Here is a 14,682-nt window from a genome sequence, read left to right as displayed (position 1 = left end):
TGTTTCTTTCAGGTTGACGATCTTATGAGGCGGCGGCGATCGCCTCCTCGATATCTCTCCACAGCGCCTCGGTTCCTTCGAGACCGACATGGAGACGTACGGACCGCGGGTTGATACCAAAGGTATGCGCGGAATTCGGCTGTGCCTTCTGCTGCAGCACGACCTCGCCCGGTACGATCAGGCTTTCGTGCCCACCCCAGCTCACACCCAGTTTGAAGAGCTTGAGGTGATCGGCGAAGGCGCGGATGTCGACGCCCTCGCGGAAAATGAATGAAAACAGGCCCGAGGTGCCGTTGAGCCCGGCGGGCAAACGGTTGGCAAGGCCCGGATGGCAGACCTGCTCGACGACATCGAGCTCCTGCAGCCGCTTGGCGATCGTCATCGCGGCTGCCTGATGCGCCCTCATGCGGATCGGCAGAGTGCGCAGGCCGCGGATCAAAAGCCAGGCGTCGAAAGGCGAAAGCTTGCCGCCGAGATAAGGATATGCCTCGGCTTTCAGCCGCGCAATCATCGCTTTCGAGCCGGCAACCACGCCGGCGACGACATCGCTGTGACCGCCCAGATATTTGGAGGCGGAATGGATGACGAGATCGACGCCGAGCGTCAGCGGCCGCTGGAAATAGGGACTGGCCCAACTGTTGTCGATCATGGAAACGGCTCCATGCTGCTTGGCGAGGGCGGCGAGCGCCCCGACGTCATGGGCTTCCATTACCCAGCTCGTCGGGCTTTCCAGATAAAGGACCTTTGCGCCGGGAAGCGCCTTGGCGACGGCTTCCTCGTCGCGGCCATCCACATAGGTCACCTCGACCTTCATGCGTTTCAGCACCGTGCCGAAGAGGCGGAAGGCATCCGGATAGACATGCTTGACCGCAACGATCCGATCGCCGGGCTCGACGAAGCTCAATATGGCCGAAGAGATTGCTGCCATGCCGCTGGCAAAGCCGAGCGCATCCTCGCCGCCTTCGAGCTTCGCCAGCATCTCCTCGAACATACGCACGGTCGGATTGAGGCCGCGTGTATAGATCGGCCGCACCTTCTCGCCACGATAGGAGGCGATCATCTCGTCGTAATTGGCAAAGGTGAAAAGCGATGTCTGAAAAATCGGCGGCACCACGGCATCTGCGTAATTGCCGTCATCATGGGCAGTGATGAGAGAAGCGAGATCGAACGGCTCTAGCCCGTCAGTCATTTGGACATTTCCTTGATGTCTTCCTCGACGACGTCGAGAATTTTCAATGTTTCGGCGCGCGCCGCCTCAGGATCCCGGGCGACGATCGCGTTGAACAGCGTGCGGTGAAATGGGAAGGACCGGCGGGCAAAATCCTGCCGGTCGAAGGGGTGGCTCCAGAACCGTTCAAAGGTTTCGCGCATCTGTTCGAGGAGCTGCCTGAACAGCGGATTGTGGGTGGCGTCATAGACGGCGAGGTGAAACGCCAGATCTTCCGGGCCGGAGGTGCCCTTTGCGATATGGACGCGCTCCATCTCGTCGAGCTTCTCCTCGATGATCGCGATATCTTTGCTCGTGCGCCTCTTGGCGGCAACCATTCCGGCCTCGCATTCGATGCCACGGCGCACCTCCAGGGTCTGCAGCAGCGCATCGCGCAGATGCGCCGTATCGAGCGACAAGGGCATATGAATGGTCGCTTTGGAAATGGGCTTCAGCAGATAGGTGCCGCTGCCCTTGCGGGTTTCCACGACACCCAGAGCTTGAAAATGCGTGACGACCTCCCGGATCGTCGAGCGCCCAACAGAGAGGGCCACCATCAATTCGCGCTCGGTCGGCAGCCGGTCGCCTGCCTGGAGCTTCGAAGACTCGATGAAGTCGGACAGCGCGTCGATGACTTGCTGCGTCCGGTCGATCGATGGGAGAGGGGTGAGCATTGCCTTCGTCATGACCTTAAATTGGTCTGACATCTGCCATCAGGTCAATCCATTTTTATAGGTTGGCCTGTTTTTCACATCGGTTGGCCCCGTTCCTCCACAATGTCCCTTTGCAAAACAACTTTACCTAGCACTCGCAATCCAGTTTCAGCCGCGGTGATGGCGGACAAGGCTTGGGCAAAGGGGACCACGAGGCCAACGGTTGGTCGCAACACACCTTCGCTCGCGAGGTCTGCGATCGCCGACAAGTGTTTGATTCCGATGGTCGCGAAGGCAAGCTTGTAGCGTCTGGAAAGCATTCCCCGGATAATCCTGCGCGGGGTTGGATTGATGTCGACGAGAGCGGATCTGATGTGAGCATGCCGGAAACGATACCTTCCTTCAGAGGTCACTGGGCTCGTATAGAGATGCACGGCGGTGTCGCGGATCGGCCCGGGAATGAGTGGGAGACGATCCGAACTCCGCCTATGCCTTTCACAGCATCAAACTGCCGGTGCCTCCTTTTTCAGAAGGAGAGGCACCTACAGGGTCTGGCAGGACGCGCAGGCGGCTTCATGCCGCCTGCGTGGGGTATACGTCCCGCGGTCTCGTTCCGGATGGGGGCGGAAGAACGCGACCGAAGAAGTCGCCGTGAGCGGCGAAGTATTGCGTCTGTTTGGCAGGGATGCATCCGGGCGATCACTTGGCGAAAGAAGATCATCGATGACCCTGCCCCTTTGTCGAATGGAGTGGTTTGAAAGCGACCGCTTCATGGTCATTGGATGCATGCGGCGTCTGGTCGTCGACACTGTCGTGGCTCAGCCCGAGTTGACGCAGGAGCCGCTTGAGCATCTGTTCCAGATCGTCGACGAAGGTGAAGATGACCGGGATGACGATGAGGCTGAGCACAGTCGACATCATAACGCCGCCGATCACCACGATGGCCATCGGCTGGCGGAAGCTTGAATCCCCACCCATCAGGCTGAGCGCAGCCGGGAACATGCCCGAGGCCATGGCTATGGTGGTCATGACGATCGGCCGCGCCCGCTTGTGACAGGCATCGACAAGGGCATCGAACCGCGACATGCCCTGCCGGCGCGACATGATCGCATATTCGATCAGCAGGATTGAGTTCTTCGTCACCACGCCCATCAGCATGAGCAGCCCAATGACCGCCGGCATGGAGAAGCTGGTGTCGGTCACGACGAGCGGCACCAGCGCGCCACCAAGCGAAAGCGGCAGGGCCATCAGCAGGGTGAGCGGCTGCAGGAAATCATGGAAGAGCAGGACGAGCACCGCATAGATGCAGAAGACGCCGATCGCCATCGCAAGCGCGAAGCTCTGGAAAAGCTCGGAGCTGCGCTGCAATTCGCCCTGTTCTACAAGGGTGACGCCCGGCGGCAGATGCTGCAACGCTGGCAGCGCGCGGGCCTCGCGGTTGACGTCACCCAGAATTCGGCCGTTCAGTTCGACGGAGACCGTGACATTGCGCATCCGGTCGATGCGGTCGATCTCCGAAGGGCTGCCGCCGATGTGGATATCGGCGATCGATCCGAGATCGACATTGCCATTGGTACCGGCCACCCGCATGGTCTTGATATCGTCCAGGCTGGTGCGGGTCTCCGGCGAGAAGCGGACGACGATCGGGACCTGGCGCTGTGGCAGGTTGAGCTTCGGCAGGTCGGAAGAATATTCGCCATTCGTCGCCACGCGCACGGCACTGGCGATGGCATTCGACGTTACCCCGAGTGCTGCGGCGCGCGCAAAGTCAGGCGTGATCTGGATTTCCGGCGCCTGCCTCGTCGCCGTCGATGTCACCGCGCCGATGCCCTGCAGCGTGCGAAGCTGCTCCTCCAGCGCCGTGCTGGCACTATCCAGTGCACCAGCGTCGTCACTGGCAAGCGTGATCTCGAGCTTGGTGCCGTTACCGCCGCTACCGACCTCCACGCGCACACCGGGAAGGACGGAAAGCGCCTGCCGAATGTCATTTTCGATTTCCGACTGCTGACGGTCTCGATCGGCGATCGGGGTCAGGACAGCCACGATCGTAGCCGATCCGACATTGCTCGTGGTGGTGCTGTCTGGCCCGCCCCCTGAGGAGGTCGAACCCACCGAGGAGAAGACATGCGTCACGTCGCGCAGCTTGCCGATGAGATCCGCAGCCTTCCGGGTCTTCGCGTCCGTCTGCTCGATAGTGGCGCCGGGCTGCATGGTGAGCGTGACCTGGGTGCGCGCATCGTCCGAAGCCGGCAGGAAGCCTGATTTCAGCAAGGGGATGGTGGCGAGCGAAAGCGCCACGACGACGGCTGTTGCGGCAATCGTAGTCTTCCTGTGGCTGAGCGCCGCCTTGGCGATCGCCATATAGGCACGCATGATCCGGCCGTCCTTATCCTTGGACGGATGGGCCTTCATGAAATAGGCGGCCATCATGGGCGTCAGCAGACGCGCCACCACGAGCGAGGCAAGGACCGCGACAGAGGCGGTTATGCCGAACTGGCGAAACACGAGGCCTGGAATGCCGCTCATGAAGGCCGTGGGCAGGAAGACGGCGACCAGCGTGAAGGTGGTCGCGATAACGGCAAGCCCGATCTCGTTGGCCGCTTCCATCGCGGCATCCATCGGGCGCTTGCCCATCGTCAGGTGGCGGGCGATGTTCTCGATCTCGACGATGGCGTCGTCGACGAGGATACCGACCACCAGCGACAGCGCAAGTAGCGTGACGATGTTCAGGCTGAAGCCGGCGAGATACACGACGAGGAAGGTGGGTATGACCGACAGAGGCAGCGCCACCGCCGACAGGATCGTCGCGCGCCAGTCCCGCAGGAAGAGCCAGACGACCACGACCGCCAGGACCGCCCCTTCGTAGAGCATGTGCATCGAGCCGTCATAATTATCGATGATCGGCCCGATCGTGCTGTAGGCCTCATCGATCTGCACATTGGGATGCTTGGCCGCGAATTGTTTGATTGCCGTTCCGACGTCGGATGCCACACCGCTGTCCGAAAAGCCGTTCGAACGCTTGATCTCGACCGCGATCACCGGCTTGCCGTCGAGATAGGCGATCGAGGAACGCTCCGCGAAGCTGTCCTGGACCGAGGCGATCTCATCAAGGCGGGCCTGCTGGCCGTTTGCCAGGGGGATCCGCAACCCCTTCAGCGCTTCGACCGATGGCAGAGCGCCCAGCGTGCGCAAGGTCTGGCGGGTGCCGCCGACTTCGCCAAGGCCGCCCGACGTATCGGCCTGCACGGCCTTGAGCTGCGACGATACGGTGGCGGCGGTGACGCCGAGCGACGCCATGGTCTTCGGGTCGAGATCGACATGAATTTCACGGTCGACGCCGCCGATGCGGTTGACCTGCCCGACGCCCTGCACCGACAGCAGCGCCTTGGTCAGATCATTGTCTACAAACCAGGAGAGCTCGGTTTCGTTAAGAGAGGTCGAGCGAATAGCATAGGTGACAAGCGCCGAGCTTTGCACCGTGACCTTGGTGACGCTCGGAGATTCCATCTGCGAGGGCAGATCGGCCTTGACGCTGTCGACGGCATTACGGACCTCATTGAGGGCCACTTCGCTGTCTTTCTCCAGCTTGAAGGAAACCTTGATCGAGACGGTACCGTCAGCGATCGTGGTGGTGATATGATCGAGATAGCTGAGGGCCGCGAGACTATCCTCGATGGTGCGAGCTACCTCGGTCTCGAGCTGTGTCGGCGCGGCGCCGTCGAGGGTGGCGGTGACGCTGATGGTCGGAAGGTCCATATCGGGGAAATTCTGGACCGACAGATGCTTGAAGGCCAACAACCCGCCGACAGCAAGCATGACAAACAGCAGGATCGCAGGAACTGGGTTACGGATCGAGAAAGCGGAGAAGTTCATCAGTTCGTCTCCGCAATCTTCACCAGGTCATTATCGGATAGAAAAGCACCGCCCGACGTCACGACCTTCGCCGACCGGTCGATGCCGGAGACGATCTCGACCTCGCCGTTGTTGCGGCGGCCGGTTTCCACCCGGACCCGCCGCACCCGCTGGCCGTCGCCAGCGGTGAAGACGTAATTAAGGCCATCGCGGAAGACGATCGCCGTCTCGGGGACGGTGAGCGCCGGTGTGGTCTGCAGCTCGATGTTGCCGGTGACATAAAGGCCAACCCGCGGACGAACGTCGGCCGGCAGTGCGACATAGACGATCGCCCGGCTGGTGTCGGTGCTGACAGAGGGTCCGACAAGCCGCACTTTGCCGGCAATGGCGTGGCCGTCCGGTCCGTTGATCGCAACGCCCAAGCCTTCCGAAATGCGCGGTAGATAACGCGCCGATACTTCGGCCTGCCATTCGACACGCTGCTGGCGCACCATGCGGAACAGTTCGGTGCCGGTGGAGACGACAGCGCCGAGGTTGGCGGAACGAGAGGTTATCAGGCCATCGTCGACAGCCTTGATGGTCGTCTGATCGAGCTTGATCTTTTCGCTGTCGAGCGCGGCTTCCTCGGATGTCAGGCTTGCTGTCGCCGTCTGCTCGTCGGCGAGATATTCGGTAATCTTCTCGTCGGAAAGAGCGCCGGAGGACCGAAGCTGCCGCGCCCGATCCGCATTCGTCGTGGCCTTCGTCAGGTTTGCCTTGGCGGTTACGACGGCCGCCTCCTGCTTGCGAATGTCGGCGAGCACGCTGTCCTGCGAGAGCCGCGCCAGCGTCTGCCCCTTGGTGACCACGGACCCGACATCGACCAGGACTTCGGTGATACGCAAGCCGCTCGTCTCGGAGGCGACAATTGCCTCTTGCCACGGTTTCAGCCAGCCGCTCGCAGGAACGGTCTCCGGCCAGTCCCTTTGGGCCGGCGCCGTCAGAGAGACGGTGAGCGCAGGTGCGGGCGCGGCGGCCTGCTGGGCTGCAGCATTGCAACTGTGAAGTAGAACGGCCACGGTGATGCGGGCGGCGGTGAATGTTCTGAACGGCTTTTTCAACGATGCATTCCTTACGAGTCCCGGCATGGGCGCAGGCTTTTCCGCCGCGCGACCGTGGTCATGCTCATCCATAGCCCGCCGAACGTTAAGTACGGTCAAGTTAGTGTTAAGCTGGGTAAAGTTGCGTGGAGCCCCGGGAATTTGTGCTGCATCACGACGGATAGGGGCGGTGGGCGACATCACTCAGAGCGCCCTCGCACACAGGAATTCGGATCCGGCCCCGCGGTAGGGGGACTTCCCCGAGAGCGACTTCGGCCAACGCTTCTCCGGAGCGTTCGGGTGTACCAACGACGTATTCGGGACGGAAGAAACCGACAACACGAAAAACTGTATGCGTTAGGAGCATGACGAACGCGCGCATTGCGCGCGGGCTTTCACGGCCGAGCGATCTGCCGCCGGTGAGTCCGGGGCTGAAGGCGATCACAGTGATCTGGCGGGTTTTCACCTCCTCCAAGGCGGCAAAGGACTGTGCGGTTCTGGCCGCTCGTCTCGGAGGCGACGATCGCCTCTTGCCACGGCTTCAACCAGCCGCTTGCCGAAACGGTTTCCGGGCAATCAGGCTTCGTAGGCGTGGTCAACGAGATGGACAGCGCTGGCGGCGCGGCCTGTTCCATCATGGGGCCGAGGATGGCGTAGAGAAGAGCAGCCACAATGGATGCTGCGGCGAACGTCACAAGCCACTTTTTCAACGATGCATCCCTTGGGTTTCTGACGGGGCGCGGCAATTCCCGCTGCATGGGCGATGCCGCCATGCCTATCAGTAGCCGGCCGAATGTTAAGTGCGGTCAAGTTAGTGTTAAGCTAGGTAAAGTTGGGTGGAGAGTTTGGATTTGTGCTGTATGACGGCCGATATGAACGACGGACGGCACGAATGAACAAGGTCCTACTCATCGACGACGATGTCGAGCTGACGACACTTCTGCAGGAATATCTGACGGAGGAAGGATATGATGTCGCGACGGACACGGATGGCCGCGCGGCTATTGCGGCTGCCGCCGGCAATACGGTCGACATCATCGTACTCGACATCATGATGCCCCGGATGAACGGGATCGAGGTTCTGCAGCGAATCCGGAAGCTGAGCCAGGTTCCCGTGCTGATGCTGACGGCCAGAGGCGACGACATCGACCGGATTTCGGGCTTGAACCTTGGCGCCGACGACTATGTGCCGAAGCCATGCTCGCCTGGAGAACTTGCGGCACGCCTGCGTGCGATCCTGCGTCGGGCGGGCCAGCCTGCGGCCGGCGCGACGACCGATACGCTGAGAGCGGGCCAGCTCGTGATCCATCCGCGCAGTCGAACCGTTGAGTGGCGCGGCGAGGTTTTGGAGCTGACTGGAACGGAGTTCAGTCTCCTCGAAATTCTCGCCCGCAACGGCGGTCAGCTCGTGTCGAAGCAGGATATTTCGAAGCTGGCGTTCGGAAAGCCGCTCACGCCATTCGACCGCCGCATCGACGTCCATATCAGCAGCGTTCGCCAAAAGCTTGGGCTCCGGGAGGACGGGCAATCCTGGATACGGTCCATTCGGGGCCAAGGCTATCAACTTCTCGTGGATTGACCATGCCCCAACTTTTCTGGAAGTTTTTCAGAGTCATCTGGCTGACATTCGCAGTATCCGTTGCGATCATCATCCTGATCGTCAAGCTCCTGCAGGCCGCACCCTTTGAGCGAGAGATGGCGGAAGAGCGGCGGGCCCTCGTGTTGAACCTGGCCGCGAACATGCTTTCGAAGGACGGCGAAGATGCCGCCTCGCGCTTCGTGCGCACCAGCGAAGAGACTCTGCCGCTCGGGCTATCCATTTCGAAAGTCGCCGACGCAGGAGAGTGCGCGAAGAAGAACGCCGCCGACACGAAAACCGTTCAGAGAGATGGGGCATGCTATCGAATCTCGATACCGAACCCAATTAGCTTCAGCTTCAAGGATCTCGCTCCGCTGATACCCTGGTTAACCACGCTGGTCGCGAGCACGCTGTCGGCGGGTGCACTGGCACGTTACCTCGTTCGTCCGGTCGTGCATCTGCGCGATGGCCTGAGCGCGCTTGCACACGGCCGCTTCGACGTCCGTATCGGCGACAAGATGGGTCGTCGTAAGGATGAGGTCACTGCCCTTGCGCATGATTTCGATTCCACAGCAGCCAGACTGCAGGAGCTTCAAGAGGCGCAGCAGAGACTCTTTCACGATGTATCCCATGAACTGCGCTCGCCTTTATCGCGCCTCCAGGCCGTCGTGGGCGTCCTGCGGCAGAGCCCGGCAAAACTCGGTGCCATGCTGGACCGCATCGATCGAGAAGTCGAACGGCTTGATGAGTTGGTGGGTGAGGTCCTGACGCTTGCCCGGTTGACGGCTCGATCCGCCAGCCCGCTGAAAACTCAGACACTGGACGTCATAGAGCTGCTGAATGAAATTCTCGGTGATACGGCGTTCGAGGCAGAGGCCAAAGACATCTCGATCACTCCGGATGTCGACGGTGTCTTCCCAGCCGAAGTCGAGGGCGAGCTGATCTACAGGGCTCTCGAAAACGTCCTCCGAAATGCGGTCAAGTACACTGCCGAACATTCGCATATATCCGTACTATGCGAGCCTACGGCCGATCTCCTGAAGATCTGCGTCACCGATCAGGGACCGGGTGTTAGTCGAGACGAGCTCGAACGCATCTTCCAGCCATTCTCCCGCGGCAATGACGCAATGCCGAAAGGCGGATACGGCCTGGGCCTTGCGATCACCAGGCAGGCGATCGAACGTCATGGAGGGCGCGTGTACGCGTCGCTACCGACCAACGGTGGCCTCGCCATTACGCTCGAAATTCCCCGAAAGGCGGCAAAAAATGGTGCGTTGAGCGGCCACGGCTGATTGAGAATCGTTCCATTAATCGACGGTCGCGTCGCTCGCGACATCATGCTCGGACCGAACGCTCGATATCTCCTTTACTGCTATCTCGGCGGCCGACTTGGCTCGGAAGCCGACAGGGCGTTGCGGGGAACTGCTCAACACCGTGAATCACGCTGGCGCTGCTAACCTATGTTCTTTTCGCTATCCGTCTCGACTGCACAGGCTCACTGCCAAATCGGAGCCTATTCCACGGCTTCAGCGTGTTTGCTGGACTGGCTTGAGGAGCGGCTCTGAGATTGCGAGCCCGGCGCACGGATTCACCGGGGATCCCGTGCGCCGGGCCGCGTTGCAACGGGCAAATTATTGAGATCAGCGCGCTTTCATCGAATGGCCGTCGAACACGCCTTTCCACCGCAACAGTCTCATTGCGTTTGCGGTGACGAGCACGGTCGCGCCGGTATCGGCGAGAATCGCCGGCCAGAGGCCGGTGATGCCGGCAATCGTGGTCACCAGGAACACCGCCTTCATGCCAAGTGCCATGCTGATATTCTGGCGGATATTGCTCATCGTCGTCCGTGACAGCACGATCATGTTAGCGACATCGGTGACGCGGCCATGCAGAGTGGCGGCATCGGCTGTCTCCAGCGCCACGTCGGTGCCGCCCCCCATGGCGATGCCGACGTCGGCGGCCGCCAGGGCGGGCGCATCGTTGATGCCATCACCGACCTTGGCGACGATCTGCTGCTTCGTCTGCAGTTCGCGCACGATGCGTTGCTTGTCTTCCGGCAGTAGCTGCGCGCGGGGTTCGATGCCGAGACCCTTCGCGATTGCACCGGCGGTACGGGCGTTGTCACCGGTCAGCATGACGGAACCGACGCCGGCTGTCCGCAATGCCTCGATCCCGGCGCGTGCATCGGTGCGGGGTTCGTCGCGCATGGCGATCAGGCCGGCAATCTTGTCGTCGACGACGAGAACGGAGACGCTTTTGCCTTCGTCGTTCATCGTTTCGATCTGCGCGTTCTGTTCGGCCGACAATGGCTCATTCTGCCGCGCCGCCTGCGGAGAGAGGAGGGACATGGTCTCGCCACCGACACGGCCACTGACACCCTTGCCGGGCAGGGCCTTCGCTTCGGCGGCAGGCGGAACCGGAACCTTATCGGATTTCGCCCGCTCCAGAATTGCGAGCGCCAGCGGGTGGCTCGACCCGTTTTCGAGAGCGGCTGCCCGCGAAAGAACCTCCGCCTCGGTGTAACCAAAGCCCAGGACGTCCGTCACCTTTGGCTTGCCCTCGGTGAGAGTGCCGGTCTTGTCGAAAGCGACCATCGTCACCTTGCCCATCGTCTCGAGAACAGCGCCGCCTTTCAGCAACAATCCGCTGCGGGCGCCCGCCGACAGGGCCGCGGCGATCGCCGCCGGCGTCGAGATCACCAAGGCGCAGGGGCAGCCGATCAGCAGGATGGCGAGGCCTTTGTATATCCATTCCAGCCAGCTTGCGCCGGCCACCAGAGGCGGCGTCACCGCGACCAGTGTCGCGACGGCGACCACGCCAGGCGTATAGTAGCGCGAGAAGCGGTCGATGAAGCGTTCGGTCGGCGCCTTGGATTCCTGCGCCTCCTCGACCAACTTCACCACACGGGCAATCGTGTTGTCGGCGGCAGCGGCGGTGACTTTGACGCGCAGCAAAGCATCCGTGTTGATGGTGCCTGCGAAGACCTTAGCATCCACGCCCTTGCGCAGGGGTGTGCTTTCTCCGGTGACCGGCGCTTCGTCGATCGCGCTCTCGCCTTCGATGATAGTGCCATCGGCGGCGATGCGGTCGCCGGGACGCACGAGAATGACCGCACCCACCTTAAGGCTCTCGGCCTGGACTTCGCGGGTCTCGCCATTGTGTTCGATCAAGGCGGTTTTCGGGACCAGCGTCGTCAATGACTGGATGCTTGCGCGCGCCTTTCCGGCGGCAACACCTTCCAGCAGTTCGCCGACGAGGAAAAGGAAGACAACGGTTGCCGCCTCTTCGCCGGCATTGATGACAACCGCGCCGACGACCGCAATCGTCATCAGCATCTCGATGGAGAAGGGAGTGCCCGCCAGGGCCGCCATGACGGCACGGCGTGCGATCGGCACGAGACCGACCAGCATGGCAACGATAAAAGCATAGGATGCGATCGAAGGCACGAGATGGCCGACGGTATAGGCGGCAACCAGCGCCACGCCCGAGACGATGGTCAGCCGACCCTTCTTGCTCGCCCACCACGGACCATCCATGGGCTTATAGTCGTGACCATGCAGTCCCTCGATTTCCTTTGCGGCATGGTCGTAATGACCATGATCGGCATGGTTGTGCGATGAATGATCATGGCCGTCGTGATCGTGATGATGATCTTCATGGGCATGATGGTCATGAAGATGTTCGGAGGGCGCGCGCTTGGCCTTGCCGGTCAGCGGGGCGAGGGAATAGCCGAGGCCCGCCACTTTCTTTTCGATCGCAGTGAGATTGCTGGTCTCGTCGTGGCGAACTGTCATCGTTCCCGAGGCGACGGAAACGGAGACATCCTCCACGCCCGGCATCCGCCTCACAGCCGTATCGATCTTGGCCGCGCATGATGCGCAGTCCATGCCGCTCACTCTGTATCGTGCTTCCCCCGTCGCTGCCATGATCCGTTCCTTGTCAAACCATGACACCTCTCCTACATCCTCTAGTGGCTAGAGGTGCAAGAGGAAAATCATGAAAAAGATCACGATTGGCGAAGCGGCCCGGCAAAGCGGCGTGAAGGTGCCGACAATCCGCTATTACGAAAGCATTGGACTTCTGGCGGAGCCGGACCGAAGCGAGGGCAACCAGCGATCCTACGAGCAATCGCACGTTCACAGGCTGGCTTTCATTCGCCACGCCCGCGAATTGGGCTTCGAGGTCGATGCGATAAGGACGCTTCTGGCGCTTCAGGACGATCCACATCAATCCTGCGCCTCCGCCGACGCCATCGCCAAGGCCCGTCTGGTCGAAGTCGAGCAACGGATACGCAGCCTGACGGCATTGAAGGCGGAGCTGGAGATGATGGTCGAAAGCGGCGGCCACGGCCGCATCGACCAGTGCCGGGTGATCGAAGTTCTGGCCGATCATGGGCAGTGCATGCATCCGCGTCATTAATAAGGATTCAACCTTTCATCGATGTGCTCGATCCTTTTGTCTGTACGCGATTGCAAGCTTGATCGGATGAAAGGAGAAGACTTGCGACGTTGCGGGCCATTCGATGTGGGACTAAAATCGGCCGATTGGACCAGGAGCGATACGGAAGCATCGCGAAAGGAGGTCCGATCTGATGAGCCCGCCAACACATGGAAGTGACGCGAAACCGCCACCGCAAGGAGTCGGTCTCATGTTGGCCGATAGTGTGCGTGAAGTGACCGTCCATGCCGATGTTCTCGCGCTGCTGCCCGATCCCGCCACTGTCCGGAACTGCCTGGATATTGCCGAGGACGCCGCACGCGCCGTTCACGGCAGCATGGCGGCAGCTCATATCGGTGCCGATCCCGAAAGGATGATCGCCGCGCCCGAGGAAGTCGACCTGCAGATACTGCGAGACATGGACGAAAACTCTCCGAACCAAAGATTCGAGAGGGTTGCGGGTGCTTTTGCGGACTGGAAGCGGGACCGGCCCGACCGCGAAAGCCTGTTGCTGGATGATTGCCGCGGCGACCTAGACCGCTGTGTGACGGCCGAATGCCATGAGACGGCGCTGGTCGTCGCTCCATGCCACGGCAACATGGATGCCCGCGACGCGTTTTATGATCTCCTGTTCAAGGAACACAAGCTGGTGTTGGTGCCGCCTTCCGGAGCGTATGCCGGCAATCTGCTGGGCCATGTCGTGATCGGCTGGAAACCGCATGAACATGCGCAACGCACCGTCGTCACGGCAAGACGCTGGCTAGCTGCCGCCGATCGCATCACGGTTCTGTCTGTCAAAGATAAGGCTGACGGAAGCTACCAGCGCACGGCGAGGGAGTTGCTTGATCGGCTCGGCCTTGAGGGTGAGGTGGTCGCGATCGGTTCCGGAGGCCGGTCGGTCGGAGAAACGATCCTCGACTTTGCCGGGTCCGCGAGCGCGACATGCCTACTGATCGGCGCATTCAAACACGGATATCTTCTGGAACTGCTTCTCGGCCGTGTCACGCGCCACCTCCTGTCGCATAGTGCGCTTCCGCTGATGATGAAGCACTAGCCCTTGCGCCCTGCTGGAAGAAAAGGACGGTGTTCGCCGCTACAGGCGCTCCAGGATGATGCCGTAGTGATAGGGCGGTAGTTCCTCGATGCGGGCGGTACGAAATCCCGCTGGCTCGACGATCTTTCGCACGGCGTCAGGCGACATGCGCATGTCCGTACTCGGGCCGCGCGGCTGACCCACCACGACCGTTTGCTCCCTGGGGATCGGATGCCAGTTGACGATCGTAAACAAGCCTCCCGGCCGCAAAATATGCCAGACTGCCCGTGCCAGACCCGGTTTGTCCGGCACGCCATGGAATGTATTGGCCATCAACACATAGTCGACCGGCTCCGGCAGCAGCGATGCGATCTCGCGCGCATCGGCGTTGATCCATTGGCGGACAGTCCCGCCAAGGCGTTCGACCTCGATTTTTGCCTGCTCGATCATCCCCGAATCCAGATCAAGGGCATAGACACCTCCATCGACGAGACGGGCAAGCGGCGCGGTAAAATAACCATCACCGCAACAGAGGTCGAGCACGGTCATGTCGGGCCGGATGCCAAGACTAGTCAGAACCTCCGCTGGCCGCGGCCAAAGGGCCGCCCACCAATCCCGGTCGGGCATCGAGGTCGCGGGGAACAGATCATCCATTGTTCTTCTCTTTCGACGCTGAGGCCATTTCCGGCTCCGGGCAGAATTTGCAGAGTGCCAACCGCTTCGATCGTAGGCGAGACGGGCTCTTTCCGGAACCCGTCCAGACACTTATTTGTCCGCCTTCGTGGCAGTGGCTGAGGCCCCATCGGAAGAAATGGGATGCCCCGGAAGGACGCTCTGCCGGG

At 61.2% G+C, this 14,682-nt stretch carries 11 protein-coding genes and 1 pseudogene; 4 read left to right on the top strand and 8 right to left on the bottom strand.

The features are described from left to right. Positions 1-22: 22 nt before the first annotated feature. From QA646_RS22730 to QA646_RS22705, 6 genes and pseudogenes are all read right to left on the bottom strand, one after another. Complete coding sequence (locus tag QA646_RS22730) at positions 23-1,189, bottom strand: PLP-dependent transferase (RefSeq protein ID WP_283060498.1); 1,167 nt, start codon at positions 1,187-1,189, stop codon at positions 23-25. Continuing rightward, positions 1,186-1,914 (bottom strand): FadR/GntR family transcriptional regulator, encoded by a 729-nt coding sequence (locus QA646_RS22725; protein ID WP_283060497.1) that lies wholly within the window; start codon positions 1,912-1,914, stop codon positions 1,186-1,188. The genes QA646_RS22730 and QA646_RS22725 overlap by 4 nt, the downstream gene beginning before the upstream one ends. A gap of 41 nt (positions 1,915-1,955) precedes the next feature. Further along, positions 1,956-2,180, bottom strand: coding sequence for a zinc-binding dehydrogenase (locus QA646_RS22720; RefSeq protein WP_283060496.1), 225 nt, complete (start codon positions 2,178-2,180; stop codon positions 1,956-1,958). A 397-nt stretch (positions 2,181-2,577) separates the two neighbouring features. Beyond that, complete coding sequence (locus QA646_RS22715) at positions 2,578-5,733, bottom strand: efflux RND transporter permease subunit (protein WP_283060495.1); 3,156 nt, start codon at positions 5,731-5,733, stop codon at positions 2,578-2,580. After that, entirely contained in the window at positions 5,733-6,839 is a 1,107-nt protein-coding gene (locus QA646_RS22710; RefSeq protein WP_283060494.1) for an efflux RND transporter periplasmic adaptor subunit, read from the bottom strand. The genes QA646_RS22715 and QA646_RS22710 overlap by 1 nt, the downstream gene beginning before the upstream one ends. Before the next feature lie 452 nt (positions 6,840-7,291). Continuing rightward, a pseudogene (locus QA646_RS22705) lies at positions 7,292-7,549 on the bottom strand (hypothetical protein); the annotation flags it as partial. A gap of 134 nt (positions 7,550-7,683) precedes the next feature. Here QA646_RS22705 and QA646_RS22700 point away from each other — a divergent pair. Next, positions 7,684-8,370: a response regulator gene (locus QA646_RS22700; RefSeq protein WP_283060493.1), complete on the top strand. Its 687-nt coding sequence runs from the start codon at positions 7,684-7,686 to the stop codon at positions 8,368-8,370. Positions 8,371-8,372: 2 nt separating this feature from the next. Next, positions 8,373-9,662 carry an ATP-binding protein gene (locus tag QA646_RS22695; protein ID WP_283060492.1) on the top strand — a complete coding sequence of 430 codons (1,290 nt, stop codon included), beginning with the start codon at positions 8,373-8,375 and terminating at the stop codon, positions 9,660-9,662. 348 nt (positions 9,663-10,010) lie between these two features. Here QA646_RS22695 and QA646_RS22690 read toward each other — a convergent pair whose 3' ends face one another. Beyond that, positions 10,011-12,296 carry a heavy metal translocating P-type ATPase gene (locus QA646_RS22690; RefSeq protein ID WP_283060491.1) on the bottom strand — a complete coding sequence of 762 codons (2,286 nt, stop codon included), beginning with the start codon at positions 12,294-12,296 and terminating at the stop codon, positions 10,011-10,013. Between the two features lie 70 nt (positions 12,297-12,366). On the opposite strand from QA646_RS22690, the gene QA646_RS22685 reads away from it, so the two are divergent. Together QA646_RS22685 and QA646_RS22680 are read left to right on the top strand one after the other, a co-directional pair. Beyond that, positions 12,367-12,789 carry a helix-turn-helix domain-containing protein gene (locus QA646_RS22685; protein ID WP_283060490.1) on the top strand — a complete coding sequence of 141 codons (423 nt, stop codon included), beginning with the start codon at positions 12,367-12,369 and terminating at the stop codon, positions 12,787-12,789. A 229-nt stretch (positions 12,790-13,018) separates the two neighbouring features. Then, positions 13,019-13,861 (top strand): universal stress protein, encoded by an 843-nt coding sequence (locus QA646_RS22680; protein ID WP_283060489.1) that lies wholly within the window; start codon positions 13,019-13,021, stop codon positions 13,859-13,861. Positions 13,862-13,900: 39 nt separating this feature from the next. On the opposite strand, the gene QA646_RS22675 is transcribed toward QA646_RS22680, so the two are convergent. Beyond that, positions 13,901-14,494 (bottom strand): class I SAM-dependent methyltransferase, encoded by a 594-nt coding sequence (locus QA646_RS22675; RefSeq protein ID WP_283060488.1) that lies wholly within the window; start codon positions 14,492-14,494, stop codon positions 13,901-13,903. Between the last annotated feature and the right edge of the window lie 188 nt (positions 14,495-14,682).

It is taken from the genome of Rhizobium sp. CB3090 (assembly GCF_029714285.1).
Taxonomy (GTDB): Bacteria; Pseudomonadota; Alphaproteobacteria; order Rhizobiales; family Rhizobiaceae; genus Rhizobium.
This window is presented reverse-complemented; position numbering and strand designations above follow the sequence as displayed.

Coding starts and splice junctions, on each gene's coding strand:
- QA646_RS22730 (WP_283060498.1), bottom strand. CDS start 1,189: ATGACTGACGGGCTAGAGCCGTTCGATCTCGCTTCTCTCATCACTGCC.
- QA646_RS22725 (WP_283060497.1), bottom strand. CDS start 1,914: ATGTCAGACCAATTTAAGGTCATGACGAAGGCAATGCTCACCCCTCTC.
- QA646_RS22720 (WP_283060496.1), bottom strand. CDS start 2,180: ATGCTTTCCAGACGCTACAAGCTTGCCTTCGCGACCATCGGAATCAAA.
- QA646_RS22715 (WP_283060495.1), bottom strand. CDS start 5,733: ATGAACTTCTCCGCTTTCTCGATCCGTAACCCAGTTCCTGCGATCCTG.
- QA646_RS22710 (WP_283060494.1), bottom strand. CDS start 6,839: ATGCCGGGACTCGTAAGGAATGCATCGTTGAAAAAGCCGTTCAGAACA.
- QA646_RS22700 (WP_283060493.1), top strand. CDS start 7,684: ATGAACAAGGTCCTACTCATCGACGACGATGTCGAGCTGACGACACTT.
- QA646_RS22695 (WP_283060492.1), top strand. CDS start 8,373: ATGCCCCAACTTTTCTGGAAGTTTTTCAGAGTCATCTGGCTGACATTC.
- QA646_RS22690 (WP_283060491.1), bottom strand. CDS start 12,296: ATGGCAGCGACGGGGGAAGCACGATACAGAGTGAGCGGCATGGACTGC.
- QA646_RS22685 (WP_283060490.1), top strand. CDS start 12,367: ATGAAAAAGATCACGATTGGCGAAGCGGCCCGGCAAAGCGGCGTGAAG.
- QA646_RS22680 (WP_283060489.1), top strand. CDS start 13,019: ATGTTGGCCGATAGTGTGCGTGAAGTGACCGTCCATGCCGATGTTCTC.
- QA646_RS22675 (WP_283060488.1), bottom strand. CDS start 14,494: ATGGATGATCTGTTCCCCGCGACCTCGATGCCCGACCGGGATTGGTGG.